Source organism: Kitasatospora sp. NPDC088134, assembly GCF_044741705.1.
GTDB lineage: Bacteria > Actinomycetota > Actinomycetes > Streptomycetales > Streptomycetaceae > Kitasatospora.
Genome location: NZ_JBIUTD010000027.1, coordinates 86,982 through 112,922 on the forward strand (window position 1 = coordinate 86,982; position 25,941 = coordinate 112,922).

Annotated in this window: 38 protein-coding genes; 21 read left to right on the plus strand and 17 right to left on the minus strand. The window is 73.3% G+C overall.

Features of this window, described 5'->3' with window-relative positions; genetic code table 11:
• The first annotated feature begins 55 nt into the window (after positions 1-55).
• The 3 genes from ACIOHG_RS30955 to ACIOHG_RS30965 all read left to right on the plus strand — a co-directional run bounded on the left by ACIOHG_RS30955 (position 56) and on the right by ACIOHG_RS30965 (position 2,562).
• Entirely contained in the window at positions 56-628 is a 573-nt protein-coding gene (locus ACIOHG_RS30955; protein ID WP_400955525.1) for a hypothetical protein, read from the plus strand.
• A gap of 202 nt (positions 629-830) precedes the next feature.
• Complete coding sequence (locus tag ACIOHG_RS30960; RefSeq protein ID WP_400955527.1) at positions 831-2,195, plus strand: hypothetical protein; 1,365 nt, start codon at positions 831-833, stop codon at positions 2,193-2,195.
• 13 nt (positions 2,196-2,208) lie between these two features.
• A complete protein-coding gene (locus ACIOHG_RS30965; protein WP_400955529.1) occupies positions 2,209-2,562 on the plus strand; it encodes a hypothetical protein in 354 nt (117 codons plus the stop codon).
• Positions 2,563-3,005: 443 nt separating this feature from the next.
• Here the strand turns inward: ACIOHG_RS30965 and ACIOHG_RS30970 are convergent, their stop codons facing one another.
• Positions 3,006-4,385 carry a competence protein CoiA gene (locus tag ACIOHG_RS30970; RefSeq protein ID WP_400955531.1) on the minus strand — a complete coding sequence of 460 codons (1,380 nt, stop codon included), beginning with the start codon at positions 4,383-4,385 and terminating at the stop codon, positions 3,006-3,008.
• Positions 4,386-4,800: 415 nt separating this feature from the next.
• On the opposite strand from ACIOHG_RS30970, the gene ACIOHG_RS30975 reads away from it, so the two are divergent.
• Positions 4,801-5,268, plus strand: coding sequence for a hypothetical protein (locus ACIOHG_RS30975; RefSeq protein WP_400955532.1), 468 nt, complete (start codon positions 4,801-4,803; stop codon positions 5,266-5,268).
• 112 nt (positions 5,269-5,380) lie between these two features.
• On the opposite strand, the gene ACIOHG_RS30980 is transcribed toward ACIOHG_RS30975, so the two are convergent.
• Positions 5,381-6,781 (minus strand): competence protein CoiA, encoded by a 1,401-nt coding sequence (locus tag ACIOHG_RS30980; protein ID WP_400955534.1) that lies wholly within the window; start codon positions 6,779-6,781, stop codon positions 5,381-5,383.
• Between the two features lie 161 nt (positions 6,782-6,942).
• On the opposite strand from ACIOHG_RS30980, the gene ACIOHG_RS30985 reads away from it, so the two are divergent.
• Positions 6,943-7,260, plus strand: coding sequence for a hypothetical protein (locus ACIOHG_RS30985; protein WP_400955535.1), 318 nt, complete (start codon positions 6,943-6,945; stop codon positions 7,258-7,260).
• Complete coding sequence (locus ACIOHG_RS30990; protein ID WP_400955536.1) at positions 7,257-7,562, plus strand: hypothetical protein; 306 nt, start codon at positions 7,257-7,259, stop codon at positions 7,560-7,562. The genes ACIOHG_RS30985 and ACIOHG_RS30990 overlap by 4 nt, the downstream gene beginning before the upstream one ends.
• A gap of 289 nt (positions 7,563-7,851) precedes the next feature.
• Here ACIOHG_RS30990 and ACIOHG_RS30995 read toward each other — a convergent pair whose 3' ends face one another.
• Together ACIOHG_RS30995 and ACIOHG_RS31000 are read right to left on the minus strand one after the other, a co-directional pair.
• Positions 7,852-8,097, minus strand: a complete 246-nt coding sequence (locus tag ACIOHG_RS30995) for a hypothetical protein (protein WP_400955538.1) — start codon at positions 8,095-8,097, stop codon at positions 7,852-7,854.
• A 104-nt stretch (positions 8,098-8,201) separates the two neighbouring features.
• A complete protein-coding gene (locus ACIOHG_RS31000) occupies positions 8,202-8,399 on the minus strand; it encodes a ribbon-helix-helix protein, CopG family (protein WP_400955540.1) in 198 nt (65 codons plus the stop codon).
• A 126-nt stretch (positions 8,400-8,525) separates the two neighbouring features.
• Between ACIOHG_RS31000 and ACIOHG_RS31005 the strand changes: the two genes are divergently transcribed.
• The 9 genes from ACIOHG_RS31005 (at position 8,526) to ACIOHG_RS31045 (ending at position 12,540) form a co-directional block, all read left to right on the plus strand.
• On the plus strand, positions 8,526-8,738 hold the full coding sequence (locus tag ACIOHG_RS31005; RefSeq protein ID WP_400955541.1) for a hypothetical protein: 213 nt from the start codon (positions 8,526-8,528) through the stop codon (positions 8,736-8,738).
• A gap of 163 nt (positions 8,739-8,901) precedes the next feature.
• The gene (locus ACIOHG_RS31010) at positions 8,902-9,228 is read left to right on the plus strand and encodes a hypothetical protein (RefSeq protein ID WP_400955543.1); all 327 of its coding nucleotides are present in this window, start codon (positions 8,902-8,904) and stop codon (positions 9,226-9,228) included.
• A 17-nt stretch (positions 9,229-9,245) separates the two neighbouring features.
• Positions 9,246-9,605 (plus strand): hypothetical protein, encoded by a 360-nt coding sequence (locus tag ACIOHG_RS31015; protein WP_400955544.1) that lies wholly within the window; start codon positions 9,246-9,248, stop codon positions 9,603-9,605.
• Positions 9,606-9,671: 66 nt separating this feature from the next.
• Entirely contained in the window at positions 9,672-9,866 is a 195-nt protein-coding gene (locus ACIOHG_RS31020) for a hypothetical protein (RefSeq protein ID WP_400955545.1), read from the plus strand.
• A gap of 186 nt (positions 9,867-10,052) precedes the next feature.
• Positions 10,053-10,508: a hypothetical protein gene (locus ACIOHG_RS31025; RefSeq protein WP_400955546.1), complete on the plus strand. Its 456-nt coding sequence runs from the start codon at positions 10,053-10,055 to the stop codon at positions 10,506-10,508.
• Positions 10,508-10,756, plus strand: coding sequence for a hypothetical protein (locus tag ACIOHG_RS31030; protein ID WP_400955548.1), 249 nt, complete (start codon positions 10,508-10,510; stop codon positions 10,754-10,756). Before ACIOHG_RS31025 ends, ACIOHG_RS31030 begins: the two co-directional genes overlap by 1 nt.
• Positions 10,753-11,094, plus strand: coding sequence for a hypothetical protein (locus tag ACIOHG_RS31035; RefSeq protein WP_400955549.1), 342 nt, complete (start codon positions 10,753-10,755; stop codon positions 11,092-11,094). Before ACIOHG_RS31030 ends, ACIOHG_RS31035 begins: the two co-directional genes overlap by 4 nt.
• A complete protein-coding gene (locus tag ACIOHG_RS31040) occupies positions 11,091-11,711 on the plus strand; it encodes a hypothetical protein (RefSeq protein WP_400955550.1) in 621 nt (206 codons plus the stop codon). Before ACIOHG_RS31035 ends, ACIOHG_RS31040 begins: the two co-directional genes overlap by 4 nt.
• 160 nt (positions 11,712-11,871) lie before the next feature.
• The gene (locus ACIOHG_RS31045) at positions 11,872-12,540 is read left to right on the plus strand and encodes a Crp/Fnr family transcriptional regulator (RefSeq protein ID WP_400955552.1); all 669 of its coding nucleotides are present in this window, start codon (positions 11,872-11,874) and stop codon (positions 12,538-12,540) included.
• Positions 12,541-12,838: 298 nt separating this feature from the next.
• On the opposite strand, the gene ACIOHG_RS31050 is transcribed toward ACIOHG_RS31045, so the two are convergent.
• The 3 genes from ACIOHG_RS31050 to ACIOHG_RS31060 all read right to left on the minus strand — a co-directional run bounded on the left by ACIOHG_RS31050 (position 12,839) and on the right by ACIOHG_RS31060 (position 15,246).
• On the minus strand, positions 12,839-13,333 hold the full coding sequence (locus ACIOHG_RS31050) for a hypothetical protein (protein ID WP_400955554.1): 495 nt from the start codon (positions 13,331-13,333) through the stop codon (positions 12,839-12,841).
• A gap of 280 nt (positions 13,334-13,613) precedes the next feature.
• Positions 13,614-14,267, minus strand: coding sequence for a hypothetical protein (locus ACIOHG_RS31055; RefSeq protein ID WP_400955555.1), 654 nt, complete (start codon positions 14,265-14,267; stop codon positions 13,614-13,616).
• Positions 14,268-14,874: 607 nt separating this feature from the next.
• Positions 14,875-15,246: a hypothetical protein gene (locus tag ACIOHG_RS31060; protein WP_400955556.1), complete on the minus strand. Its 372-nt coding sequence runs from the start codon at positions 15,244-15,246 to the stop codon at positions 14,875-14,877.
• A 375-nt stretch (positions 15,247-15,621) separates the two neighbouring features.
• Here ACIOHG_RS31060 and ACIOHG_RS31065 point away from each other — a divergent pair, with 375 nt between their 5' ends.
• A complete protein-coding gene (locus tag ACIOHG_RS31065; protein WP_400955557.1) occupies positions 15,622-16,077 on the plus strand; it encodes a hypothetical protein in 456 nt (151 codons plus the stop codon).
• 17 nt (positions 16,078-16,094) lie between these two features.
• Here the strand turns inward: ACIOHG_RS31065 and ACIOHG_RS31070 are convergent, their stop codons facing one another.
• From ACIOHG_RS31070 to ACIOHG_RS31105, 8 genes are read right to left on the minus strand one after another with little or no spacing between them, the layout of a single operon-like run.
• Positions 16,095-16,265, minus strand: a complete 171-nt coding sequence (locus ACIOHG_RS31070) for a hypothetical protein (protein ID WP_400955558.1) — start codon at positions 16,263-16,265, stop codon at positions 16,095-16,097.
• The gene (locus ACIOHG_RS31075; RefSeq protein ID WP_400955559.1) at positions 16,262-16,885 is read right to left on the minus strand and encodes a DUF4326 domain-containing protein; all 624 of its coding nucleotides are present in this window, start codon (positions 16,883-16,885) and stop codon (positions 16,262-16,264) included. Before ACIOHG_RS31075 ends, ACIOHG_RS31070 begins: the two co-directional genes overlap by 4 nt.
• Positions 16,886-16,907: 22 nt before the next feature.
• Entirely contained in the window at positions 16,908-17,399 is a 492-nt protein-coding gene (locus tag ACIOHG_RS31080) for an AAA family ATPase (protein WP_400955560.1), read from the minus strand.
• Entirely contained in the window at positions 17,396-18,046 is a 651-nt protein-coding gene (locus ACIOHG_RS31085; RefSeq protein WP_400955561.1) for a hypothetical protein, read from the minus strand. Before ACIOHG_RS31085 ends, ACIOHG_RS31080 begins: the two co-directional genes overlap by 4 nt.
• Entirely contained in the window at positions 18,043-18,642 is a 600-nt protein-coding gene (locus ACIOHG_RS31090) for a hypothetical protein (RefSeq protein ID WP_400955563.1), read from the minus strand. The genes ACIOHG_RS31085 and ACIOHG_RS31090 overlap by 4 nt, the downstream gene beginning before the upstream one ends.
• Before the next feature lie 11 nt (positions 18,643-18,653).
• Complete coding sequence (locus ACIOHG_RS31095) at positions 18,654-19,100, minus strand: hypothetical protein (protein WP_400955564.1); 447 nt, start codon at positions 19,098-19,100, stop codon at positions 18,654-18,656.
• Complete coding sequence (locus tag ACIOHG_RS31100) at positions 19,097-19,771, minus strand: hypothetical protein (protein ID WP_400955565.1); 675 nt, start codon at positions 19,769-19,771, stop codon at positions 19,097-19,099. Before ACIOHG_RS31100 ends, ACIOHG_RS31095 begins: the two co-directional genes overlap by 4 nt.
• 25 nt (positions 19,772-19,796) lie before the next feature.
• Positions 19,797-19,940 (minus strand): hypothetical protein, encoded by a 144-nt coding sequence (locus ACIOHG_RS31105; protein ID WP_400955566.1) that lies wholly within the window; start codon positions 19,938-19,940, stop codon positions 19,797-19,799.
• Positions 19,941-20,266: 326 nt separating this feature from the next.
• On the opposite strand from ACIOHG_RS31105, the gene ACIOHG_RS31110 reads away from it, so the two are divergent.
• Together ACIOHG_RS31110 and ACIOHG_RS31115 are read left to right on the plus strand one after the other, a co-directional pair.
• Positions 20,267-20,524: a hypothetical protein gene (locus tag ACIOHG_RS31110; protein WP_400955568.1), complete on the plus strand. Its 258-nt coding sequence runs from the start codon at positions 20,267-20,269 to the stop codon at positions 20,522-20,524.
• A gap of 5 nt (positions 20,525-20,529) precedes the next feature.
• Positions 20,530-20,898 (plus strand): hypothetical protein, encoded by a 369-nt coding sequence (locus tag ACIOHG_RS31115; RefSeq protein ID WP_400955577.1) that lies wholly within the window; start codon positions 20,530-20,532, stop codon positions 20,896-20,898.
• A gap of 268 nt (positions 20,899-21,166) precedes the next feature.
• Here ACIOHG_RS31115 and ACIOHG_RS31120 read toward each other — a convergent pair whose 3' ends face one another.
• Positions 21,167-22,132, minus strand: coding sequence for a DUF6551 family protein (locus ACIOHG_RS31120; RefSeq protein ID WP_400955569.1), 966 nt, complete (start codon positions 22,130-22,132; stop codon positions 21,167-21,169).
• Positions 22,133-22,555: 423 nt separating this feature from the next.
• On the opposite strand from ACIOHG_RS31120, the gene ACIOHG_RS31125 reads away from it, so the two are divergent.
• From ACIOHG_RS31125 to ACIOHG_RS31135, 3 genes are all read left to right on the plus strand, one after another.
• Complete coding sequence (locus ACIOHG_RS31125) at positions 22,556-22,912, plus strand: hypothetical protein (protein ID WP_400955570.1); 357 nt, start codon at positions 22,556-22,558, stop codon at positions 22,910-22,912.
• A gap of 378 nt (positions 22,913-23,290) precedes the next feature.
• Positions 23,291-23,572, plus strand: a complete 282-nt coding sequence (locus tag ACIOHG_RS31130) for a hypothetical protein (RefSeq protein ID WP_400955571.1) — start codon at positions 23,291-23,293, stop codon at positions 23,570-23,572.
• Between the two features lie 86 nt (positions 23,573-23,658).
• The gene (locus ACIOHG_RS31135; protein WP_400955573.1) at positions 23,659-23,895 is read left to right on the plus strand and encodes a hypothetical protein; all 237 of its coding nucleotides are present in this window, start codon (positions 23,659-23,661) and stop codon (positions 23,893-23,895) included.
• A gap of 710 nt (positions 23,896-24,605) precedes the next feature.
• On the opposite strand, the gene ACIOHG_RS31140 is transcribed toward ACIOHG_RS31135, so the two are convergent.
• The coding region (locus ACIOHG_RS31140) for a helix-turn-helix domain-containing protein (RefSeq protein ID WP_400955574.1) at positions 24,606-25,941 on the minus strand (1,336 nt) is incomplete at its 5' end.

Genomic DNA, 25,941 nt, shown 5'->3' on the forward strand with positions numbered 1-25,941 from the left:
GGTGTCGCACCCGCGGATGTCAGGTCCGGCGACGGCCGACGGGCACACTGGGGCGGTGAACTCCACCTGCACGTGCCGCGAGAGCACGTCCTACGGCCCCGGCATCCTGGCCGCGCAGTACCTCTACTGGAGCAGCATCCGCGCGGAGCGCACCAGCGGGGACCGGCGGTTTCGGGCCCGGCACAGCGACTTCGAACCGGGGATCACGCTGGGCTACCTGGGCGGGCTGCTGGACGGGGACGCCCCCGTGCGGGTCGATGTCGCGGCAGTCGCCGACGACCTCGGCCGGAAGCCGGAGCACCTGGTCGCGGAGCTGGGGTGGCTCGCCGACAGCGACCGTTTCCTGCACCAGGAGGGATTCGCCGACGGCGTCATGAGGCTCTGGCTCAACCCCGCGGTCGCGTGCGACGGCGGAACCGACCCGCGGCCGCTCGCCGCCCGATACCGCTTTCCCTACCCCGTCCTCGGCCAAGGCGGCCTGTCGGCGCCCGAACCCGTCCGGTTCCTGGAGTACTCCGCCGCCCTCTGGGAGGAGCTGTACACCTCCAAGCAGCAGCTGTTCGACACCCGGCGCGTTCCCGACCCCGCTTGCCGGTCCTGCTCGCCCACCCGCCTGCACCTGGTCTGACCGGCCGGAGACCGGCGGCCGGCTCCGGCGAACTCCTACCGTGCGGCCGTCCGGGTGAATCCGGATGTGCCGCGGTGGGGCGGGCCGGCCTGCGGGTTCCGGGGCGGCGATGATGCCGCCGACCCCTGCCAGCGGCGCGGCAGCCCCGCGCCCCACCGAAGGACCAGGCGTGCGCCAACCCGTTCCCGCCGCGACGTGGCGCGTGACCTCCGCAGCCGTGCGGACCGTGCCCTGCCCGACCTGCGGCGCCCGCCACCGCGAGCAGTGCGTCACCCTGCGGGACAAGCCCTCTCCCGTCGTCCACCAGGCCCGCACCCACCGCTACCTCGAAGTGCACTTCGCGGTGATCCCCCAGCCCGCCACCACCTGGCAGGCCCTGCTCTCGGCCACCGAAGCCCGCCGCCGCGGCACGGCCCTGCGCGGGAAGTTCCGCGACCTGGACGACTGGCAGTGGGAGGACCCCGATACGCTCGTCGACCTGATCGCCGTCCAGCCCGCCGCGTACGAGAACGTGGTGATCATGGAGGCCCGCGGCCTTGCCGCCGAAGCCGTCTCCGAGGTCCTCTACGGGTCCGACTGGATCGACACCACCCTGGATGTGCTGCTGCGTACGGCGCACGACCTGCAGATCCGCGCGGAGACCGGCCAGCTCCTCACCGGCACCCCCGATCGCGACATGATCCACTGCCGCAACGCCGTACGCCGCCGCCTCAAGGAAGCCCGCGACCACGTCGACCGGACCAGGAAGTCGGCCCTGCCCGCCGTGTCGGCGCCGATCTCCATCAGCGCCGATCCGCAGCGCATCGCCAGTGCCTGGCTCGGCCGGTTCCTCAAGGACGAGCGCCGCGCCCTCGTCACCCAGTACGCCACGGACGCCGGCGTCGACCCCGTGCTGCTCACCAACGGGACGTTCTACGAGCGGGTCCGCCGCATGGTCGCCACCGGCCGGCTGAAGGCCCCGGTCGGCCCGCAGGTGGAGCGCCTCCTGGACTGCCCGGTCGAGGAACTGCGCGAGATCGTCCTGCGCGACGCCCTGCAGCCCGCGGGCCGCACCGACGCCCTCGCCCACCCCCTGATGCTGGAGAAGTGGGCGGCCCAACTCGACTTCCTCAGCAGCGTGGCCGCCCCGACAGCCCACAGCCAGACCACCGGCCGCCTGTCCGAACTCCCGCCGATGGCCTCCGGCCGACTCTCCCTCGGCGCGGCCGACGAACTGGCCGGCCGCCGCCAGGCCCACGCCCGCCTGATCGAACGCGCCCACGAATGCGAGCGGCTGCGCCTGGCCCTGAGCGACACCGTGATGGCGCTGGAGCAGGCCGACCCCGTCCGCGAAACCGTCGGCGCCGCCGTCGAGGCCGCCGACGCGCACCTGCGGCGACTGCACCCGCAGCTCTACGCCATCGCCCGCGCCCACCTGTACCCCTACCAGGACTCCACCGGCCGGCTCCCCGAGACCTGGAACGAGCACCACGCCTCCGTGCGCCGCACCGTCCTGCTGGCGCTGGAGCGCTACGCACAGGCCCCGGACGTCCTGCCGACGTCCCCCGTCCCCGTAACCGCCCCATGACAGGACCCGCCCCGTGCCCCTGGACCCCTTCGTCCGCCAGTTCGTCACCAACGCCTTCTCCCGCCAGTGGATCGGGCAGGTCGCGGAGCTCAAGAGCGGCCTGAGCGACCCCGACTCGGCGTACACCGTCGCCGTACGCGAAGGCCTGCGCACCCTCATCGACACCAAAGAGCTCACCCTCGTGCAGTGGGAGCGGCTCACCGGTGTGCCGATGCGCTCGACAACGGCGCTCTACACCTACCTCGACAAGGTCCACGACCACTTCTTCGGCAGTGCCCCGCTGCCCGACCCGCGCCGCTGGACACTGCCCGCCGCCCGGACGGCCGCTCCGGACCGTCCCGCGTCCCGCTCGACCGCACGCCGCTGACCCGCGACGCACAGCCGACGCACCGGCCCCGCACCCTCGGCGCCGCGATCCCGTAGAGCCGATGCCGCCCCGCGCCCGGACCTCTCCGCCGGTGCCGACCGGCCTGCAGCGCACCCCTCATCACCGGGCCGCCCGCCGGGAACTGCGCCACCGGACGGGCGAAGGCTCCGATGCCTTCCGGGCCGCTGCTGCACGGCAGGAACTCCTCCGCCCCTCAGACCCGTGTTTGTGCAGGGCAAGGATCGACCGCGGCGGAATCGGGAAGCAGAAGTGCATTGATCGGCGCGCGGTCGGAGAGAGAGTCCTCCCCGTCTCGCCCCGCGCACTCCCCGTGTGCCGCCGTCCGCCCTGCCCCTGCCTCCGACGCACAGATATGTTCGAGTCCAGTCAATAACGGAGGCGGTCCTGCCGTCCGCGCCCACTGGGCATCAGTCAACGACACATCAGATCAAACGATCCGATGATCTGAAAGAAGCGGCCTGGCCGGCGTCGGCAGGGCGCGGGCACGGCCGGTCGGCGGGACGGCGCGTCCGGGTCTTCGTGTCCGCCACCCCATCCGCCACCGGCACGGCGCGAGGCTCCGGCTCGGTGTACTTCATCTTCCAGCCGTCGATGGGCACGCGGGGCTTTCGGGCACCTCGGGTGGTGCGGTCGAAACGCTTCATGTCGTCAGGTGTGGCGAACAGCAGCAGCATCCCGGCCAGCAGCCGGAACGCCTCGCCCTTGACGAGGAACGCCACCGGGTCGACGACCGCGACCGGGGTGCCGTCCTCGGCAATGAGCGGGGTTCCGCCCGCCCATCGCGGGTCGAAGCTGCTCCAGCCGATCTCGGCCGCGATGCCGAACTCCTCGGCCAGGTAGGCGATCGCCCGGCGCACGCCGCGGTTCATCCCCAGCACGTGGTGGCTGACCTCGGCCGCGCCGCTGGGCGCTAGCCGAGCCTGCTCCTCGGCATCGGCCGCCAACTCCAGCGCTTCGGCGCGGGAGACGGCGTTGCTCGCGTCGATCTCGGCCCGCCGCCTCACCTCCTTGGCCCGCTGCTCGGCCAGCAGCCGCTCGCGCTCCAGCTCGCGCCGGCGGACCTCCACCAGGTGGGCGTCCTCGGCGGCGACGTACGTCGGGGCGGTCCAGACCCGGTCCAACTGCCGCTGTGGGTAGCCGAGCGGGCAGAGGGGGGTGTGCTGCTCCACCTTGCCAGTGAAGGCCCAGCGCAGGAACTCGGCGACCGGCACCGGCGGCGCGGCGAACCAGCTGCCGCCGGCGAACTTCACCAGCCCCTCGGCGACCATCAGGCCGGCATCCGTGGCGGCCAGGCGCAGCGAGGGGACGGCGCCGAGCCACGGCGGCCGCGGGCGGTCGCTGAACCAGCAGCTGGTCACGCCGTCGGCGAGCATCCGCTCGGTGCGGGCGGTGATGTGGTCGGCGGTGATCGGGGACAGCTGGGCCTCCAGCGCCATGCGCCAGGTCCCCGCGGGGTCGGTGGCCAGCACGTCGGCGCGCCAGGACCCGTCGGCGGAGCGGACCTCCAGCTCGGCGTGGGCGCCGGCGTCCCGGGCAGCGCCGGCGAGTTCCAGCTTGAGAAGGTGATGGGCCTCGGACTCGCCCTGCAGGGCAATCTCGCAGTGCGGCGGGCGGGGAGCATGGGCGAAGAACCTCAGCCCTCCCCTGGAGACCTTCGCATGCACCGGGTGGAGGCACTCCGGGCACGCCAGGGGCGCGGCCGGACGGGCCTTCCACACCGCCTCCCAGGCCCGCCCGCAGCCGAGGTCCGGCAGGTGCGCGAAGACGGTGCCCCACTCGGCGTGCACAGCACGAAACGCCACTGCTCCCCTTCCTCAAGTTCGCTGTCCGTTGTCGGCGCCGGACGGCCGATGACCGGTACGGGTGCTCGTCGTGACCGTGGCGTCACAGAATCCCGCAGGCAGACGGCGTCCGGGCCGAGGATGCGCCGGATCGGCTGAAACTCAACGTCAGACGTGCGGGGAGACGGCGTCACGCAGAGCCCCGGCGACGTCGGAGAGGTTCCCCACGGGGTGGTTCGTGCCGCCGCCCGGCCCAGCCCCGCCCTCGGGCGCCGTCCCGCCCGTCCGAGAGCCGCCGGATCGGGTCCGGCCGTTCCCGCAGAACACCTACGGGCCGCCGTCCGGGCCGCCACAATCAGCTCTCGACGCACTACCCGCTGTCGCCGACTGCCGCTCCCGCAACGGGACGGCCGACCCCACCGTGAGGACGCACACCATGGGCATCATGGACCTGTTCCGCCGCAAGGGCCTCGACGAGGACTTCGATCCCTTGGGCTGGGATCACCACCGCATGGGCATGGTGAAGGCCGCGGGCATCGGCGTGGCGACCCTGCGCTGCCACCGCGACACCTGGGCCTACTTCGTGGACAAGTTCGCGAACAAGCCGATGGACCGCGACGCCGCCGCTTTCCGCCCGCCCGCCGACGAGGACATCACCGACGAGGGCGAGGGGATGATCACCGTGCCGCTGTCCGGCAGCACGTTGGCCGCCCTCCTGTCCAAGTGCCGGGACCTGCAGTTCGGCGCCATGGCATCCGACCTGGACAAGGCGATCGGCCGCAGGGTGGCGGCGGCGATCATGCAGGCGCTGCGGCACGTGGTGCCCGCCGAGGGCGACCGCTCCGCCGCCCCCGCGATCGTCCTGGACGACCGCACGGCGGCCCCGGCGGCGGCAGCCCGGTGACGGCACGGCCGCCCGCCTCGCGGGCGGCCCCGCCGTCCGGACGCCGAACAGGACGAGCCCTCCGGGCGGGAACAGCGACCCGCAACCGCGGCCCTCACCCCGCGTCCGCGGTTCAGCACAGCGCGGTCTGCTCGAACTCCGGTAGTCCGAAGTGCGTGATCGAGGCCGGATCGAGACCGGCCTCGACCAGCAGCCGCACCTCGCGGGCGTTGCGGACGAAGACCCGGACGTCCAGCAGTCCGGGCGAGCGGCCGACCAGCGCCGGACAGGGGCGCAGCACCCCGAACACCCCGGGGCGGCGCCCGCCGACCCGGGCGGTCATGCCGTAGGCGTACTGCGGGGCGATCACGGTGGCGTCGATCTCCGCCCGGGTCACCAGCGCCTTCCACGCCTCGGCCTCCACCGCGGCCACCAGCTCGGCCCGCTGCTCCTGCGACAGCTCCGCCCACCAGGCCCGGCCGGCGGCGAGGTCCGCCGCCCGCTGCTCCTCCTTGCGCAGGCGCAACTGCTCGGCCTCGTGCTCCTCCCGCCGCCGCTCCAGCGCCCACCGGCCCCGGCGCAGCAGGTCGTCGAGGTCCCACTGGAGCCGGTTGTGATCGTTCAGCAGCCGCTGGCGCCGCCGCTGCCGCTCCCGGCGGCGGGCCTCGGCCTCCTCCCGCAGCCGCTTCGCCTCGGCCTCCTCCTCCTTGCGCTGCTGTTCGAGGGCGGCTTCGCGCTCCAGCCGGGCCTGCTTCTGCGCGTCCTGGCGCCGGCGCATCACCTCGTGCCCGGCCTCGGCCTCCCGGGAGGCGCTGCTGGCCCACACCAGCGGGCGGCGGGCGAAGTCCTCCTCGACCGGCCGGTAGACCCGGCGGTAGCGGGGCAGGACGCCGTGGACGGCCAGGCCGCCGGTGTTGACCCACCGCACGACGTCGGCCAGCGGCGACGGCACCATCCGCCACCGGCCGGTGGCGGCGTTGAAGCCCGCGACCCCGTCGTCGACCCGCCACCGGCCGTCCTCGGCGTCGACCCGGACCGAGGGCACCTGCCCCATCCAGGCTGCGGCCCTTCTACTGGTCACCCAGCACACCCCGATCCCGTCCGCGGCGTAGCGCTCGGTGCGGGCCCGGATGTCGTCGACCGTGATCGGCGACAGCTGCGCCTCCCAGGCGATGCGGCGGCTGCCGTCCGGGGAATGGGCCATCACGTCGGCGCGCCAGGACCCGTCCGGGGCGGCGACTTCGAGTTCGGCGTGCCAGCCGGCCGCCCGGATCGCCCCGGCGAGCTCCAGTTTGAGCAGGTGGTGCTCCATCGACTCCTCGGCCAGCTCGCAGTGCTCGGGCCGGCGGCTGTCGTGCGCGAAGTGCGGGAGCTTGCGGGAGGAGCGGCGGGCGTGGACGCCGTGCCCGCAGTCCGGGCACGTGAGCGCGATCCGGGGCCGTACCTTGTGGACGGACTCCCACGCCAGGCCGCACCCCAGGTCGGGGAGCGTGGCGTCCAGACGGCCGGAGGTCGGGTGGAGAGCGGTGAACACAGCACCTCGATCACGGAAAGTTGCCAATGGTGCACGCAATGCACTGACGGCATACCGCCTCCCACTGACAGAACCCTCCGCGAGCCTCCCGAGACCGCTACCGTCGACCCTGCAGGCGCCCGCCCTGGCGGCGACCGCCACCACCACCGAGGAGGAAAACGGTGAGCACCGAGCCCGACCACCGGGACCAGGCCGCGTCCCGACCGGCGACCCTGCACGAACTGCGCGCCGCCCTCAGCAGGTACGGCCTGCCCGGCGACCGCGAGAACTTCGAGCGGGACCTGGCCACCGCCCTGGACGCCTCCCCGATCGGCGACCTCGCCGCCGTCACCGAGGTCGCCGCCACCTACCGCCACCGCCTGCTCCTGCGCACCAGCCCGGCCGCCATGGACTCCCTGGCCGCGCCGATCGGCGGCCAGCGCTGGAGCCCGGCCGACGGCGTGTTCGCCCGCCTGCGCGCCGCCGGCGGCGACCGGTGACCGACCAACCCGAACAGCAGCCCGCCCCGGCGCCGCTGCACGTTTTCCTTTCCGACGCCGCCGAACACGCCCTCGCGGCCCTGCGCCCCGGCGAGCTGGACGCGGTGGAGAAGCTGGTCGAGCGCCTCGCCGTCCACCCGCGCCTGGGCATCCCGGTACCCGGCGGCGCCGACCCCGAGGTCGACGACTACACCGCCCGCACCGACCCGGCCGCCGACACCGGGGACCGCCTCAGCATCGTCTATCGGGTGCACGGTTCGATGCGATCGGTGTTCATCACCTGGGTCATCGCCGGACCCTGACCCGCCGTCACCATCTGACCGAAGAAGCCGCCGACCGCCCCACCCGCGGTCCGGCGCGAGGCGGTCCGCTCGAACGCGGACAGACCGACGCGCGCACTCCCGGGCCGGACCGGGACGTGCTCCGACCACCGCCGGACCTCGCGGGCATGGCAGGCGAAGGCCCACGCACGGACCGGCCCCGACGGCCGTCCGGTGCCGGACGCGGTGCGGCACAACAAAGGGCACCGGCTGGAGTGAGTGCGAAATCCGGCCGGACCCGTGGGCCGGGTCCGACCGGAGGCAGGGCCGCTCACATGCCGAAATGGCTCTCGACCTGCCGCGCGACCGACCGTGCCACCCGGTTCAGCTCAGGCCGGATCGCCTCCAGCTCCTCCGGGCCGACAAGACCGGACTGCCCCAGATACTCGGCGAACTCGTGGAGCACCAGGTCCGCGAGTTCCTCCTCCTCGCCGATCGGGCTCCCGCCCCCACCGTCGTCGTCCCAGTCCTCGCCCCCGTCGTCCCAGTCCTCGACCACCTGCTCCTCAACAGTCATGGGCCGACCCTAGCTGTGGTGTCCCATGGCGCGGGTCGCCCGAGGCCCTCGAACGCGAGGCGCTGCAGGGCCGTCTCCGGCATGGACAGCCCGTCGGGAGCCCGCTACGTCGCCTCCGGCTGCTCCCTGGCTGTGGCCTGCTCGCGTCTCTTCTTCCGGATCCAGTCGTGCGCAGCCTCGATCAGCACGTCGGTACGGTCGCGCCCCTCGGCCTTCGCCAGCTCGTCCAGCTCCTTGACGAGCGCAACCGGCGGCCGGAACGAGATCGGCGGCGTCTGCCCGGTGGCCGGTCTGCCTGCCATGGTCCCTCCCTGGATTTTTGTCCTACAGAAATTAGCATCCATCTGCTCGACCGGGTTGACAAGAGAGATGGGCCGCCGCATTCTTGTCATACATAAATTGGTGCTGACCAGGGAGTGGACATGCTGATGGGGACCGATAGGGCCGAGTCCGGGGAGGGGACGGTGCCCCGCGAGAACCTGGACGGGATCGACGACTGCACCTGCATCGAGTACTGCGACGAGGACCCGAAGACGGCGTGCAGCCTCTCCGGCACCCCGCACGTCCACCCCGAGACCCCGGGACGGCCCGGCATCACCGGACCGTGCACCGTCCACCCCGAACGCCCCGGCGACCGCTGACAGGGCCCGGGAACGGGGCGGCCCGACACCACGCCGGGGCCGGCGCCCCCGATGTCGACCGGGACCAGTGACACCCGACCGGGCACGGGGCGGCCGCCTCACCGCCGAACCCGTCGGCCGCCCCGCCGACCACCGCCCAGCAACCCGAACGGAGGTACCGCCCATGACCCCGCATCCCGTCGAGGACGTCACCCTCGCCTCCCTGGCCGCCGCTCACGGCCCTGCCCTGGCCCGCTTCGCGGGCACCGACCCCGACACCGTCACCGCCGAGCTGCTCACCGCCACCCTCTTCGAGGTGATCGATGCCCTGGAGTCCGAGGGCAGCCGGGAGGAGGCCGAGAGCCTGGAGGACGTCCTCGCTCTCCTCACCTCCGCCCAGGAGCAGCCCGGCACCGACCTTGCCCGCCACCTCCTGGCGGACGCCGGCCGCACGCTGCACACCGTGCTGCCCGCGATCCTCGCGACCGCCCGCCCGGCCGCCACCCGCTGACCGAGAAGGAGTTCTCCGTGCCCGAGACCCACCAGAGCGACGACGGCGACGAGTTCGCGGCCCACTACCCGACCCCCGCCCAGGCCAAGAGCGATCTGCACGCCCACGAGCAGCGCCTGGCCGACATCGAGGTCGGCGGCTGCCCCGTCGGCGACCCGATGGGCCGTTTCGGCTGGCTGAGCGTGCGCAAGGTGATCCTGGGCGATATGGCCGACGCCGCCCACGCCCTGGTCCACGCCTGGGACGAACACGGCGACCCGGCCGCCGCCGACGCCGTGGAGGAGCTGGCCCAGCACTACCGGGAGCAGTACGACCGGGCCGCCCGCGCGCTGGAGGCCGCTCGCGCCGAGTTCACCGCCGACCGCGCCGAGCGCTGACCGCCCCCGCCCCGGGGCGGGCACCCGCCCGCCCCGCCCGCACCACCGACACCGTAGGGGAACCCCGTGGACACCACTAACGCCATCAGCGGCGCCCATGTCGACACCGCCGTCCAGGCCGGAGAGGTCGGCCAGGTCGTGGTCGGCGAGCAGACCGTCAACGGCCCCCAGTTCAACGGCAGCAACATGTCCGTCCAGTACGTGACCGGCGGCGAGTTCAACGGCAACGTCATGAACTTTGGCGGCCACCGCGCGGGCTGACCGCCCGCACCGACCTGTCCGCCGAGCGGGGCGGCCGGTCCTCTCGACCGGCCGCAGCCGCTGGCCCCGTTGAGCCCGCCCCGCTGCGGCTGCCGCTCCTGTCCGGCTGCGGCAGCGGGGGTGAGCTGCACTTCTGGCGACAGGACACCCCTACCGCCACTCCAACTCGCGCCCCAGGATGGACACATGAGCACCCACGCCGAGCCCCACCCGAACCCGCAGTCCGACGGCCTGGTCCAGGTGGTCGTCCACTCCGTCGGCATCCTGCACGAGGACGCGCTGGCGCTGCTGACCGCTGGCAGCGGCGGCCTGGTCTTCAACATCGCCACCGACGAGGCCCGCGACCGGCTCCACGACCCGGCGATGCGCGAACTCACCGGCCTCGACCCCGCCGTGCGCGAGCACGTGCTGAGCACCCCCGGCATCATGCCGAAGGTCGAGCAGATCGCCGCCTCCGCCCGCGGCGTCCTCACCGCCTGGGCCGACCACCGCCGCTGGATCGTCCACGTCACCGTGGCCTGCAAGGAAGGCCGGCACCATTCGGTCGCCGTGGCCGAGGCCGCCGCCGCGTACCTGCGCGGTGACGGGATCGGCGCCGATGTCCAGCACCACCACATCTCCCGCCCGATGGGCCGGAGCTGATGGCCGACTCGTTTCTCGCTGACCGCCTCGGGCCCGGCATCGAACGAGGACCCCGCTCGCGCCGGCCCGGCGCCCCCGAGCGCAACGTCCACGACCGCGCGCACGACAACGCCCCGGGCAGCGGTGAGAACGACGCCGAGCCCGGCTCCCGGTGCGGCGGGCACGGCCCCGCCTCCCCGCACCGGCAGACTCCGGGCGGCCCCGCCGCCTGCATCCGCGCCGTGCACGCCGCGTGGAGGCGCTCGTGAGCCTGGACACCCACGTCCACCGCATCCGATGCGACATCAGCGGCTGCCTGGCCTCGTTCGCCGTCACGATCCCGCCCGGCGCCCCCGACGGCACCGCCTACGACCAGGCCGAGCGCCTCGGCTGGCAGGTCCGGAAGTTCGAGCTCTTCGACCCGTTGGACGACCCGTTCGCCCCGCCGGAGGAGGACCGCTGCCCGGCCTGCCGCGTCGGCCGCGGCCCGGTCACCGCCACCGGCACCTGTCCCCGCTGCGGCGGCCGCACCGCCGCCCGCACCGGCGACTGCCGGTGGTGCGGGCAGCCCGCCTCCGCCCGAGACGACCAGGAGACACCTCGATGACCACCATCCCCGCCCCGGCTGGTGCCTATCGCCACGCCCCCGACAGCAACACCGAATCGACGGCCTTGCTCAACATCGAGCGCGACGGCCGGCTGCGGACCCGCCGCGAGTTCCTCCTGCGCCAGGCCGCCCTGTCCGACCGCGGCGCTCTGCACGAGGCCCAGTACGGCCCATCCCTCCCCCACCTGTCCGAGTGGACGACGCTCAGCGCCGAGCAGAGCGCCGCCGATCTGCTGGAGCACGACCGCGTCGACGGCGGCCACCTCGGCCCGATCGGCCCCGCCGCCGAGGCCTGGACCGACAATCCCCGTCTCTACGTCCGCCAGGAATACCCGATCTGGCGCGAGCAGCAGCGGCGTCAGTTCGACGCCCGGCAGGAGGACCTGCTGCAGGAGATGCTCGCCTTGGGCGTTCTGACCGGGGAGCACCAGGAGGCCGCCGACCGCGGCGAGCCCGCCCCGCTGGTCGAGCGGATCGCCCTGGCCCGCCGCCGCGTGGCGATCCAGCGCCTGCGCGTGGACGCCGGGTTCGACGGCAGCGTGGTCTTCCAGCACCAGGAGGAGGCCGCGCTGCGTGAACTGCTCATGGAATCGGCCGACAGGTACCTTCGGGCGTAGGGTCCGCCGATCATCGATCGCCGGGCATCCGCAGGGGCCCGGGCCCGCCGCCTGCGACTGTCCGCGCAGCGGTCGCAGCCACTCGCCCGGCCAAGCGCCCGACAGCAGAATGGCCCTGAACCCCCGTCACTTCCCACCTCGCCCGACTCCTGGAGCCTGCGTGCAGAACAAGTCCTCGGCCGGCGCCACCTCCGATGCCGCCCGGCAACTGCTCCACTTCGTCACGGCCGCTCGCCTCGGTGGCCGGCGGACCTTCACCGAGGGGGAGGCGATCACCAGCGCCGGCGAGACCGACGACGTCCTGCACCTCCTGCTCGACGGGGCTGTCGCCGAGTACATGGGCGAGGACGGCCAGGTCGTCCTGGGCCTGCGCCTGCCGCCCGAACCTCTCGGCCTGGCCGCCGTCACCGGTGAACCGCACTGGTCGACGGCGGTTGCGCTGAGCGGCGTCGTCACCCGCGCGGTCCCCGTTCGAGACGTGCAGGCCCTGGCCGCCGCCGATCCCGCTGCGGGGCTCGCCCTCCTCGGTGTGACGTGGACCCGACTGCGCCGGATCGACCGCTCCCGTGTCGAGGCGACCATCACCACTGCCACCCAGCGTCTCGCCCGCCGCCTGCTCGAACTGGCGCCCGTCCTCGGCCAGGCTGACCCCGGCAGCGGCGCCGTCCGGCTCCGGTTCACCCAGAGCGACCTTGCCGCCTGGGCGGGCACCACCCGGGAGTCGGTGGTGCGCGCCCTGCGCCAACTGCGCGCTGCCGGCACTGCGAGCACCGAACACCGTACGGTGCTGATCCACGACCTGGACGCCCTGCGGCTCCTGGCCGGCTGAGGCTGACCGCGGCAGCGAGCGCGGCGTCGGCGATACGCCGACGCCGCGCTCGGGACTCCCCCGGAGCCGCTTCCCGGGGCGCCCGCTCGGCTCGACTCCGAACGCCCCGTGCGGGCCTCCGCGGAGCACCCCCCGGCGTTCGGCCGCTCGGGCCGGTCCGATCCCGGCCGCTTCCACCGTCCTTCACGGCCGGCGGGCCGTGAGGAAGACCCGCCGCCTCGTGGCGGCAAGCCACTGCAGCGGGCGGCCTCCCCGCGCAGCACCCCGGCGCGGAAGCGGAGCAGCCGTTGAACGGGGCTCACCAGGTGATCGGGACGACCTCACGCAGCAGCTGCACCGTCGCCGCCGGGGGCAGGGTGCCGCCCTCACCGCCGACACGGTCGCAGTGCACGACCAGCATCTGCGCGGCCGCCCCCCGGCGGATCTCGATCGCGGCGCCCTCCCAGAGCCCGCGCGCGGCCGCCGACCCGCTCTCGCGGAACTCGGCCCACAGGGCGTAGGTGAGGGCCGTGACTTTGTCCGGGGTCTCCGCCGCCTTTCGCAGCCGGGCCACCGTCTGCGCCTCGCCGATCCCGGACGGACGTCCCGCAGCCGGACCGAGCAGCATCAGCACGCCCTCCCACAGAGCCCCCGCTGCTTCCAACGCGTCGATCAGGCCGACGACGGTCTCCGCCGCGGGATCGGTGACCAGCGCCTCCACCGCGGCCTCGACCAGGGACTCCACCTCCTCCACCGACAGCCCGGACGGGGCCGGAACGCCGCTGGTCGTGGGACGGGCCGGGGTCGAGGTCATGCCGCCACGCTACCGGCCCCGGCACAGCGCCCGCAGGTGGCCACGGACGCCGGGGCGGGCAACGCCGACCAGGGCACCCGGTCGCTGCGGCCACGCACGTCCCCCACCGGCGGCAGGACGGACGCTCCTGCTGCCGTGCCGACGGTAGCCCCGGGAACACCGTCACCGGCACAGCCGCAGCAGCGCGGCCGTCCGGACGGCCTGCACGCAACGCCCGCGACCCGTGGAGGAGTTCACGGAATCGGCCCCTCGTGCTGCCGCGGCCGGCTCAGGCCCCGTGTCAGGAACTGCGGGTCGCCAACCACGTGGTCGCAACCGCCGCGGCCACCCCGATCGCCCTGTGGAGCGACTGGTCGAGCTCGAACAGCGCCGAGCCCGGTCCCGACGGCTCGGCCCGCACCACCCCGTCCGCGCCCACCCGTGCGGCGGTGCAGTGCTCGACGTACCCCAGGTGGCCGGTCCACCGGGCAAGGTGCAGCAGCGGCTCCCTGCGGTCGATCACCAGGTGGGTCGCCCCGTTGACAGCCGCCCCGGCCAGCAGCGCCCGGACCGGGACGCGGTAGCCGAGCGCCCGGGTCGCCACGACGGCGGCCGCGAACTGCCCGGCGGTGTAGGCGGCGACGTGGAGCGCCGCATGGCGTCGGCCCAGCGCGTCGGCGGTCGTGGTGGCCTCGTCGGCGCGGTCGGGGTCCTGGCCGTCGGCAGGCGTGCCGTCGAGGTGGACGAGGTGTCGGCCGTGCAGGTCCTTGAGTCGGGCGTCGACCGAGCGTTGGCCCCACTGGTCGAGTGCCGGATGAAGTTCGCCGAAGAGGCCGATCAGCACGCCCAGGAGCGCGATCCGTTCGACCGCCCGGCCACCGGCCGGAGCGGGACGGGACGGGCGAGACCGGGATCCGAGCAGGGGGATGCGGGTGGCTGCGGTGCTGCTGGCCATTGAACTCTCCGTTCGCACAACTGCGGTGACTGGCGGTCAGCTCAGCATGGCCCTGATCGGGGCCATGTGTAGCTACCGTTGGTAGGTCCAGGACAGCGCGGATGTGGTATCGCGCGCGAAGGACTGTCCGGCGCGAAGAAACTGTCCGAGCCTGCCCGGCCGACGGCATCCGCGTGTGCGTCATATGCCGCACAACGCCGGGGAATTCGGATGCGCGGCTTTCGTGCCGAGACCGGCCGTCTCCCCCTGCGAACCGCCCTCGGCCGGCCCTTGGCGCCGTACCGGCCTGCCGGTGCGGCGCACCCCGCAGGACAGGGAGAGCCGCCGGACCACTGGCGCCCTCACCGACCCAGGAGCACGGTTCGGTGCCGCGGCCGGTCGAAACCCGGAGTGAGACTGCCAGAGCGGCGGCTCTCCCGGGGCCCGAACGGGAAGATCGGTTTTCGGCCGGGCCCGTCCCGGCCGTCGTGCTCCGGCGGCCGGACGACGGGAGTCCCCGAGGCAGGGCGGGCCGGACTGGCAGAGCCCTCGAAGGCGTTCTACCGCGGCAGGGGCCGGCCCTGTGCGATCGCGGTGACGTGCCGCCGATACAGGTCATACAGCAGGGTCACCTGCGGGTCGGGGGCAGGGAGGTCGCCGATCGGCCCGAAGAGCTCGCCCTCCAAGTCCTCCTCCTCGTTGGCCTGCAGGCCCCGAGCGCGGCCAGGATGCCGAGCAGGTGAGGGTAGCGGCGGTGCAGTTCCTCGGACTCCGGTACGTGCGAGTCGTACGGGTCCAGGAGGTCGGCCAGCGCCTGGCCCCTCCAGCCCGCGACGGGGCCCGCAGTGGAGTGCTCGGTGTCGGCGGCCTCCAGCGCCCGGCGCAGCTCTGCGGCCGACAGGCCGGCGTAGTTCGCCAGGCCCTCGCCGTCCAGCTTCCAGATCTCGGCCTCATCGGCGGGCAGGATCTCGTCGCGCCGCTTGCGGTTATCGGCCAGCACCTGGCCCGCCTGCCGGACGGCGGCGTCGCGGACCCGCTCGCTGTCGGCGGCCGGCCTGCCGCAGCCGCTCGCGCATCAACTCGGCCGCAGCGAACTGCTCCTGATGCCGGGAGATCTACGCGGGGTCGTTCCCGTTCGGCGGTGTCATGTCTGTCCCTTCCCCTTCGGCGGGATGGATGGATGCACGGCGGAGCACCGGGGGCACTGCCGCCGTGAGGCCGTGCCCGGAGCACCGAGATCCTCGGCCCCGAGAGGGCCGCCACCCGCCGGCAGGGAGACCCGCGGCGGTGGAGCCAGCGTAGCGCCGCACCCACCGCCATGCTTACAGAACGTCTTTACTGGCGTTTATTGCAAGAAGCGGGCTAGCCTCCCACCATGGAAATCCGCATCATCGACCCGACACCGGAGGATCTGGAACTGCTCGCCCCGTTCCTCGCCCGTCACCGCGACGCCATCACCGTCGAGGAAGCCTCCCCGCCCCACTGGACCGTCCCGCTCGCCCGCGACTACTACCGCCAACTCCCACCCCGGGCCCGGAAAATCCTGGGGCTGCTCGCCGACCCCGACCTCGACGGCGTGTACAGCGCCGCCGACCTGCGCGCCGAACTCGGCACCGACAACCTGCGCGGCTCCACCGCCTTCTTCCGGCGCGTCCTGACCAAGGGCGAGCTCACCGGCCGCTGGCCCACCGGCCTTCCCGTCCCCGTGGAGTCCGTCAAGCGCGGCGGAGCCGTCCATCAGTTCCAGATCGCCTTCCACCACGACCACCCCGACCTGCTCCAGGTCTTCCAGGAAGCCGTCAACAACGACCCCGAACAGGCCCGGAACTGAACGACGGGCAGCCACGTTCAGCGCGCGCCCTCCGCCGTGCCGGGCACGACGAATACGCCGTGGGCGACCGCGAGCAGCAACTCCTTCGCCAACGAGGAGGGCCGCCGGGCGGTGTAGACCCGACGGGCGACCGCGACGTGCTTCTCCGCCCGGTCCAGCCGGGGCGGCTCGGCGCCCGGCCCGCTCACGCCAGGATCTCCACCAGGCGGGCCGTCACCACCTGCGCGTGCAGCCGCTGCACGCGCAGGTGGTAGTTCCAGTCCGTGTTGGTCCAGCGCTGCGGCAGCCCCGCCCAGCGGGCGCCGGGCAGGTCGCCCGGGATGACGTCGACCAGGCAGTGGATCGTCACGTCGCGGGTGAGGACGGCGGCCAGCTCGTCCGCGTCGTACATCGGGTCCTCGCCCCGGGCCTCGCGGGCGTGGTCGACCCGGGCCCGGGCCGACGCGATCCGGACCTCCAGGGCCAGCGGGGAGAGCGCGGCCCACTCCAGCAGCGTGTCGCCGTGGCACAGCTCGCCGGGCGCGCAGAAGCAGGCCAGGTCCATGCCGCGCAGCTCCGGCAGCCGGGCGAGGATCTTCTCCCGCTGCTGGTCACCGCGGTCGGACTCCCAGTTCGCGCGGCTGCCGCGCAGCCAGCGCCCGAACTCGGCGACGACCATCTCCCGGGCGGCGGGCTCGTCGTAGCCGATGTCGGTCAGCTGCGCGACGGTGAACGGATTGCCCAGGTTGCTGGTGCGGTCCACGATCACGCACCCGTCGGGCTTGCCCCATCCCGCGGTGCGCTTGCGCTGAATTCGCTTCGATTCCAAGGGACTTGTCCTTCCTGAAGGGTCAGAGAGTGGTGGTGATCTCGTGCACCGCGGAGAAGCCCTCCGCGATCAGAGCGTCCGGGGTGGCGGCGGCCGCGAGGTCGTACTGCCAGCGCAGCACGTCGTCCGGCACGCGCGGGTTGGGCGGCCGCAGCCGGTTCCGGGACAGGCAGGTGTCCAGGTCGGGCAGGAGCCGCAGGGCGACGATCGGGCGGCCGTAGCGGCGGGCCCGCTCCACCAGGGCGGCCCGGACGTGGACCTCCACGTTGGTGGAGTCCAGCAGCACCGCGGTTCCGGCGCTCAGGTACTCCTCCAGCAGGGCGTCCTGCCGTGCGACGGCGGCGGGGGTGACGGACTGGTCGCCCGCGTCCCCGCCGATCTCCTGCCGCAGGGTGTCGAGCGAGATGACCGGCACCCCGATCCGGCCGGCGGCGGTCGACTTGCCCGACCCGCCGGGGCCGATGGCGACCAGGAGCGGGCCGGACGCGAGGTCGAGCGGCGGCAGGCCCGTCACAGCGCCCTCCCGTCGCAGTCCGCGTAGCCGTCCGCCGTACGGTGCGGCTCGAAGCACCCGGCGTGCGGGTCCTCGTCGTCGTACTCGTCCTCGTCGTCCGGGTCCTCCTGCGCGGCCCACTCGGCGGTCGCCTCGATGTCCACCTCACCGGTCCCGTGGTACAGCGTCACGACGCCGTGCTCGTCCGTCTCGCGGTACGAGGGCAGGTCGACGTCGTCGTCCGGGTCGCCGCCGTACGTACGGCGCCCGCACGAGCACCGCCAGATGTCCTCGCCCTCCACGGTGATCGGGAGGGTCGGGCCCGAGCAGTCCGGGCAGGCGGGCGGGGAGGCCAGCAGCGCGGGCCGGGTGGTCTTCAGCTCGCGGACCGACCAGCCGCGCGCCCGCAGAAGGTCGGCGTAGGCGGACACCAGGACGTATTCTTCCGCGGCCGCGTCGGCGAAGCTGATGCCGTTGAGCGGGCTCGGGAAGGGGGTGCGGTGGCCGATCCGGGCCTTCCCGTCGCCGGGCGCGCCCGGGGCGTACACGAAGCCGGTCACGGACACCCTGCCGGTCGCATCGAACTGCGCGGCCGGGTAGCGGGTCAGGAGCAGGTCCCGGGCCGCACCGGCGACCGCGTCGTCCAGATCGGGCAGGGCGGGCGTCATCCTTCGCCACCGGTCAGCCGCTCCACCGCGGAGGCCAGTTCGCCGCTCTCGGCCGCCTCTTCGGCGTCCGCCAGGCGGGCCAGGGCGTCCTTGACGGTGACGGTCGGGTCGAGGCGGACGGCCTCCAGCAGCGGTTGGTGCAGCGCTTCGTGGCCGGCGGCCCAGCCGTCGTGGTAGCGGCACAGCTCGCCGGACTCGGCGCAGGCCGGGCAGTTCTCCCAGTCGGCGGAGTACGGCGCGACCTCCACCGGCAGGCCGCCTGCGGGCGCCAGCTCCAGCGCGGCGTGCGGCCGGGCGAGGCCGAGTTCGCGCTGTGCCCAGCTCTCCGGCAGGCCGCGCAGCTGCATGGCGAGCGCCGCGGCGACGGCGGGCTGGTGCTCGGTGAGCTGGCGCCACAGCGCGCTCGCCGCGGCCATCGGGTCGACGGCCGACGGCGTGCCGCTCCCGGCGGCGGCCGGGGCGGGGAAGCTGCTGCGGACCCGGGAGACGGGTCGGCTGTTGTCGCAGACGATGCACCGGGAGTCCGTGGAGAGGTTGTTGGTGTCGCAGTCGGCGCACTTCCAGACCGACCGGTTCGGCGTGGTCGGAGACGTCATCTCTCCTCCTTTCAGGGCTGGTTGTGGTTCTCGGTGTCGGAGGTCGGCGGCCGCAGCTTCAGCGGCGGCGTGACCGGCTTCTTGTGGGCCCCGGGGCACGGGGCGTTGAACGAGTCGCGGTGCATGGGCAACCTGCCGTCGGCCAGCGGGGAGAAGACCGAGACCAGGCCGGCGGGGCACTTCTCCCTGGCCGGGCAGAGCACCCTGCCGACGAACGGCGCGTAGTCGGTGCAGCCCGTCTCCGCCGCGGCGCGCAGGGCTTCCTTCTTCGCCCACGCCTCGTCGTCCTTGAGCCGCACCCCGGACGGGTCGGACAGCGGAGCCCGACGGGCCGCCAGCAGTTCCGAGAGCCGGTCGACCTCCGTGAGCGCGACGCGAAGGTGCGCGGCCCAGCTGCCGGGTGCCGGGCCAGGGGCGCTGGCAGCGGCCGCCCGCGCCGCGTCGAGGGGCGCGCTCACGATGCGCCCCCCGGTCGGATCTGGGCGGCGTAGGCCAGGCAGCGCTGGCACGTCACCGGCCCGTCGGCCAGGCCGTTCGCCAGCCGGAGCGGCTTCGCCCGGCCGGGCGTCTCGCACAGCGTGCGGCCCGCGAGGTGCCGCCGGCGCCGCCCCGAAACGGCCTCGCTGACCGGCACGGCGTGCCGGAGGCGCTCACGAGCACCACCGCGCACCCGGCCGTAGCGGTTCTCCCGGACGACCACCTTCACCAGGCAGCCCCGGACCGCGTCGGCCCAGGCCTGCACCTCGGCACGGCGCCGCCCGGCGGCGCGCTGCTGGTTCAGCACGCGCATCTCCTCCGCCGACCGCACCCGGGCCTCGGCCTCGGCGCGCTCGGCGAGCTGGGCGCGGGTCACCGGCGGCTCGGGCTCGGCCTGCATCGCGATGTACAGCAGGTACATGGTCGGCCAGTGCCCGTAGACGTCGAAGTCGGGGCGCCCGACGACGGCGGCGGCCCAGTCGCGGTTGTGGAAGTGCCGGGGAGCGTGGACGACCTTCGGGTCCACGAACGTCCCCGCCTCGCGGCGGGCCCGGTCGCGGAGCGCGGAGATCTCCTCGGGGCTCAGCCGCGTCGGCCGGTCTGCCCCTTCGCCGGCTGCGGCCGGTGGCCGCAGCGGGGGAAGCAACGTCATGTCCCCTCCTCTCCAAGAGAGTTGGTCAGAAAGTGCAGCGCATCCAGGCGGCGAAGCCGCTCGCGCAGCTGGCGCACAGTAGGCGCCCCAGCACGACGCGCCACCGGGTGGCGGCCGCTTGGACGAAGGTCAGCTCGGTCGTGCCGCAGCGGGCGCAGGTGGGCTGCACCGGGGTGCCCATCGTGCCGGTTCCGCCGGGCGTGGGCCGTGTCGGGGCGGTTGCCCTTCCCGTCGTCCCGGGTCGGACCCGCTTCGGTTCTTCCATCCCAGCGCTCCCTTGCTGCCGCTCCGGACCGGCGGACGGTCACCGCTCGGCAGGAACACTCTAGCGGGTACGGGTACGGGTACGGGTACGTACCCGCATTGAGAGAATGGGTACGCACCCGTACCCTGACCGGAACGGAAGCAGCCAGGCAAGGCCATCCCCCAGCCGGCGGCCCACCCGCTCCACAACCCCGTCGCCGCACCGACCCACCCCGCCGAAGGAGTACCGCCATGGCCGACGCCAACATCCGCATCCCCGCTGAAACCCGCGACCGCCTCGCCGAGATCGCCGCCGCCGAACACCTCTCCCTGCGCGCCTACCTCGCACGACTCGCCGACACCCTGCTCACACCCACCGAACGCGCCGAACGAGCCGAACAGGCACGCCGACAGCTCAATGCCTGGAACGGCTACGACCCCGACGCCGCCCGCACCACTCAACTCGACGCCGAACTCGACCGCCGCCTCGACCGGGCAGGCGACCGGTGACCGACCTGCACATCGTCCTCGACGCCACCGCCATGGTCGCCGTCAGCCGCGGCAACCCCCTCGCCACCCACCTCATCCACCGCGCCCACACCGAACCCGGCTGGCACCTCTACGCCACCACCTGCGCCCTCATCGAAGCCGACCGCCAACACCCCGGCACCGCCGAACACCTCGCCGCCCTCCCCGGCATCACCCTCCTCGCCCTCGACCTCCCCGCCGCCCTCGCCCTCGCCGCCGACACCACCTGGGCCCACGCCCACACCCGCGACGCCGCCGCACCCACCCCGCAGCGCCCCGACGGCGCCCTAGTCGCCACCGCAGACCCGTACCGCTGGAAGGGCGAACCCGTCCGCGTCATCACCCTCACGCCGTAGGGGCCCGGCTCTGCAGCCTTTGGAGAACTTGGTGGTGACCATGCCGTTGTCTTGGGCGACGCCGACGCATCCGGGCTGACACCCGGCTGCTCTGCCGGATGAGACGCTGCCCAGTGCTCCCGGCGGCCTGGTGGTCTTCGGGGACCACGCCACCAACCGGTCGCCGTTGTCCGACTTGGGCCGAATCGTTGACGGCCGGGCACCACCTGGATGGTGGTGCCCGGCCGTTCACCGTGCTGCTGCCGTCGCTGACGGGAGGTGGTGGCGGTCAGGTCAGGTCGGGACGGCCGGGGGTGGCCAGGAAGTCCGCCGGGTCGGTCAGGCCGTCGTTGTACGCGGCGACGATGATCTTCGCGAGCGGCATGGAACGGGAGGACGAGCCGCCGCCCCCGACGGTTCCGGCGATGGAGGTCTCCTTCCACTGTGCGACCGTGAGCGGCTTCTTCTTGCCGTGGCCGGCGAGCTTCGAGCTGAGCCGGTCGAGCCGGGCCCCGGGGTTGCGGTCGAGAACCATGCCGACGGCCCGCAGCATCATGCCCTCCCAGGTGGCCGGGGTGCGGCCCCAGGCGTCCTCGACGACCTGGAGCACCTGCGGGATCAGGGGAGAGCGGCCCTCGGGGAGCACGAGAGGGTAGATCAGGCCCTTGTGGTCGTCGTGGGCGGCGTGCTTCTCGTCCATCGTCGCGAGCGCGGTGAGCGCCTGCACCGCGCCGATCTTGTTGGCCGAAGTGCTGCCGGAGATGCCGAGGTCGCGGCTCTCGACCTCGTTGAGGATTCGGACGTTGCGCGGGTCGCCGGCGGTGATCGACACCCGGAAGATGTCGAAGGGCTTCACCGCCTTCCGGTCCCTGTTCGCGGCCAGGAAGAGCTTCGCCTCCTGCTCGGCGGACAAGCCCTTGTAGACCATGCAGTCCCGCAGGAAGTCCTCGCCCTCCTTCCTCACGGCCACCTCGGTGGAGTGCTGGCCGTCCAGGAGGTAGTACTTCCCGTCGGGCCGCAGCGAGACGATCGCGGGCAGCAGCGCGAAGGGATCCCACATCCGGAGGAGCCGCGACGTCCAGGCGGCGTCCCGCTTCCGCTGGGCGGCTGGCCCGGCGTCCTCACCGGTGTTGGTCGCGAAGAGCCGTTGGGAGTCCATGGCCTGGTCGACCAGCAGTTCCCCGACCGGAATCTGCGCGTAGTACTTCTCGACGCCCTCGGGCGTCCCGGCCCGGGACGGGGCAGCGGATGTCATGGGGGCACCTTTCGCGTTGGGGCTACGACGGAAAGCGAACCACAGAAATCTCTCGCGTGTGGAAATGTCTCGCGCGTGGAGATTTCCCGCGCCACGGTTCCACGTCGGTCCGCCCCCGGTCGACCCGGTGCGGACGCCTGCAGGTGCGGAGCGGGCCGACCGGCGAACGGCCCCCGGAGGCGGTCCCGGAGTCCGCAGCAGGCCGGCCGCCACCCGGAGCCCGCAGCGGGCCGAACGAGAGACCGGCCCCGCACGGGCTGGTCTACCCGACCGGCGTGCGGGGTCGCTCAAGAGGGCTGCTTCCGGCTGTCCTCGGCCGCCGCCGGTAGGTACCTGGCCTCCGGCATTCCGTACCGGCCTTCGGGGCGGGGGCGGATCACCGCCTGCCGGCACGAGGGCAGCGGCATGTGGGGCCGCTACGACATGCTTCGCGACGGAGGCTGGCACGCTAGCGCCACCCTGCGCCACGCCGTCCTCGACGAGTTCACGACCACCGTGCAGCGCCACCGGCAGGGCAAGAACACCAGGGCGATCACCCCGCTCGAACTCGCCGTCAACCGACCCATCGCCAAGATGCTCGACTGGTTCATCCGCTTCGACCCCAGCAGGGCCCACTTGACCCTCGGCAGCATCCAGTACGAAGCCGCCGAACGGCTCGGCATCTCGGCCACCCTGAGTGCCGAAGCCCTCCGCAGGTCGCTGGTCCTGGACAGCAAGATCGACGATGCCACCCGCAAGGAGTCCTTCGACCGGGCCCTGGCCCGCGACGAACCCTCCTGATCCCTCAGCAGTTCGAGTGCTGGCCGAGGTGCCGACGGCTTCCGCGCCCGCCCTGACGCGGAAGCCTCGGTGTACCGGCCACCGGGCCGGGCCGCGCCGGTCGACCGACCAACACCGCCACCCGGCCCGAGGACCGGCCGTCTTCACTGGCGGACCGCCCGCTACGACCGACAATCCGGCGCCCGAGCCCAGCTCCGCGCCGGGCCGGCAGCTCCGCAGCCGGGATCTCGGGTACGCCCCCGCACTCCGCCCGCGAGTGGCTACCGTCGTCAGCACAGGCCCGGCCACACCGGGACACGCCGACAGGGAGAGGGCGGTGCGGAGATGAGCGCCCAGCCCGCCGAACACAGCGGAGGTGGCCGCCTTGGGCTGCCGCCGATGAACACCGTGCAGGAACTCAGGGCCGCGCTGCGCGCAGGCTACGGCTTCCCGGGCGACGCGGCGAACCTGGACGCCGAACTCGCCGCGCAGTTTCTGCCCAGCGTGCCGGTCGACCAGGTGACCGAAGTCCACGACCTCGGCACCGTCGTCGACCTGCCCACAGTCGCGGAGATCCTCGCCGACTACCGCGGCCGAGTCCACCTGGCCGCAAGCCCCGAAGCCGCCGCCGCGGTCGAGGAGATCGTCGCCGACCTGCTGGACCGGCAGGGCGCCGAGTGAGCTACTCCGACCAGCCCGATGGCCCGGTTGTCGTTGCTGTCACCGACTGAGCCGCTCAACGGGCCAAGGAGCTCGGCGCCGACGAAGTGGTGGAGAACCTGCGCTGCGAGCTGGAGCACCAGCCGCGCCTGGGTCGGCTGATCCGTGTCGTTGCCGAAGGCGGCCAGCAGGTCGAGCTGTATTCCACCAGGATCGAGGCCGACGCGGAATCCGGCCGCCCGGCCGTCAACGTGGTGCACGCCTGCTCCCCGGCGCCGCAGTGGCCACCGACCGTGCGGATCGCCGCCATCGTTCCGGAAGACCCGCCCCGGCTCGAACTCTGACCGGCCGAGCCGGCCGCGGCACCCGCCGCCCTGAATGGGCGTCTGCGCCGTGCGACTGCGACTCGGGATCCCGCTGGCACCGGGCTTCGCAGTCGCAGGAGGCGGTGTCGCACCCACGCTGGCCAACGTTGTGCGACTGCGACGCTGAAGGAGCAAACGATCGCAGTCGCAGGGGATGCGTGACCGTCGCCCGCAGTCTGCGGGGCGGGTCGGTGCGACTGCGACAACGTTCCCGGATATCCCGTGGCCTTGCCCGGCCGCACCGGCGCTCTGCCGGAGCAGCCGCTGCTACGCCCGTCAACCGGACCCGAACAACCACAACACGGGGACGTGCGCTACGGGCGCCCGCCAGGCCGGGGCCGGGCAGCGGGGCCGAAGCTGTTCTTCCACCGCCCAGGCGGCCCCGCTGGAGCAAGGGGATTCCGGATGCGACTGCGACAGGGCGGACGCCACCTGCTGCTACTGCCCGCGCACCCGTCGTCGGCGCAATGCGATCAGGCCGGGCGGCGTTGCTGGGCCAACGGCCGTCGCAGCACTGTCCGCGACGCCCTTCGCCTCGGATACGACTCTGCGGTTGGGAAATCCGAGTCGCAGTCGCACTCCCGGTGCAGCCGGTGGCCCGATCGCCGTGAGTCTGTTGCAACCCACCTGCGAAAGCGCCGCCCGCAACCTCCCGAAGCACCGCCAGCCCTCCCCCGCGGAGCCAGCACCTATATGACGCTGTGGTGCTCGGCCACGTCCACGCCGTGGCGCGCGGCCAGCTCGTAGACCTCCGGCCTGGGGAAGTAGGAGCCGGCGAACTTGTTCTGGACGAGGGCGCCCTCCGAGGTCGTGTAGCGGGAGTCGGCCTCGCCGAAGGCGTGCGAGATCCGTTGGAGGGCGGGGTGGACGGCGACGACCAGCGGCGGACCGAACTCCACCAGGTCCTCGATGACCCCCTCCACCTCGGCGACTACATGGACTGCACCGCGGTCGGAGTCGAGCGACACCGGAAGCACCTCGGGCACACCCATGAACGGCGGGAGGACCGCCCCGGGCATCGCGGCCGGAGCGGCCAGCAGCCGGACCCGGATGGCGCACCGGCCACGGGTACCGGCCCGGTGCAGTGCGTGCCGCGCGAGCAGCATCACGGAGTGCAGAACCCTGTCGAGCACCTCCCCGGGAGAGACCAGTACGGGCAGGTCTCCTTGCCCGGGAAGCGACCTGCGGTGGTTCTGCCGCTCTTCGAGCGCGAAGTCGACGACGCCGATGCCGTCGTAGGCGAAGACCGACGCCGCCTTGCCCACGGCGCAGGCGCGCAGCCCCTCCCCGGACGGCCAGACCTCGGTCAGTCGCCACCTCGGGTAGTCGGAGACGGCCAGAGTCTCCGCAGTGAGCTCCTTCGTGAACTCGACGATCGACCTGCGGTTGAGCTCCATCCCCCCGGGGACGTTCGGCATCAGCGTCACGACGAGGCGAGACGCCCGGTGGCCGGTCGAGAAGTGCTCGGCGACAAGACCGCGCTCCAAGGCGTCCCGGGCCCTGGACCGCTGGGCGAGCGTCTCCTCCATCTCGAGCATCATCCTTCGGACCGCGTACGGGTTGAGGTGGATCGTGCTGGTGCCGACGCGCACCGGCCAGGTGGTGGTGCCGTCGTTGAGATTCGTCCTCCCGATCACGCCATGGGGCCGGTGCAGGCTCGGCGGGACGTCGATGACGACGAAGCCGTGCCCGACCGTGGCAGGGTCCTCCACGAAGTGGATGTGGAAGTCCGGGGCGGGCTCGACACGCTGGGCCACCGACTGCTGGTAATCACGGCGCAGCGCGTCGGTCAGAGGCAGCGGGTTGGCCTTGGCCGGTGCGGAGGTCGCCCGGTCCTCGTAGAGGCCCAGGATCAGAACGCCGCCGCCCGGCGTGTTGGCGAACGCGGCGATGTCGCTGGCGAGCTTCGTGCGGGCCTCGAAGCCCTTGTCGTAGTGAGGTCGGTCCGGGGCGCCCTGCCGACGTTGCCGTCGGTGGGTTTCCCCGAACCGCCTCCCGAACCCGCCGTGCGCCTCACAACGCAAC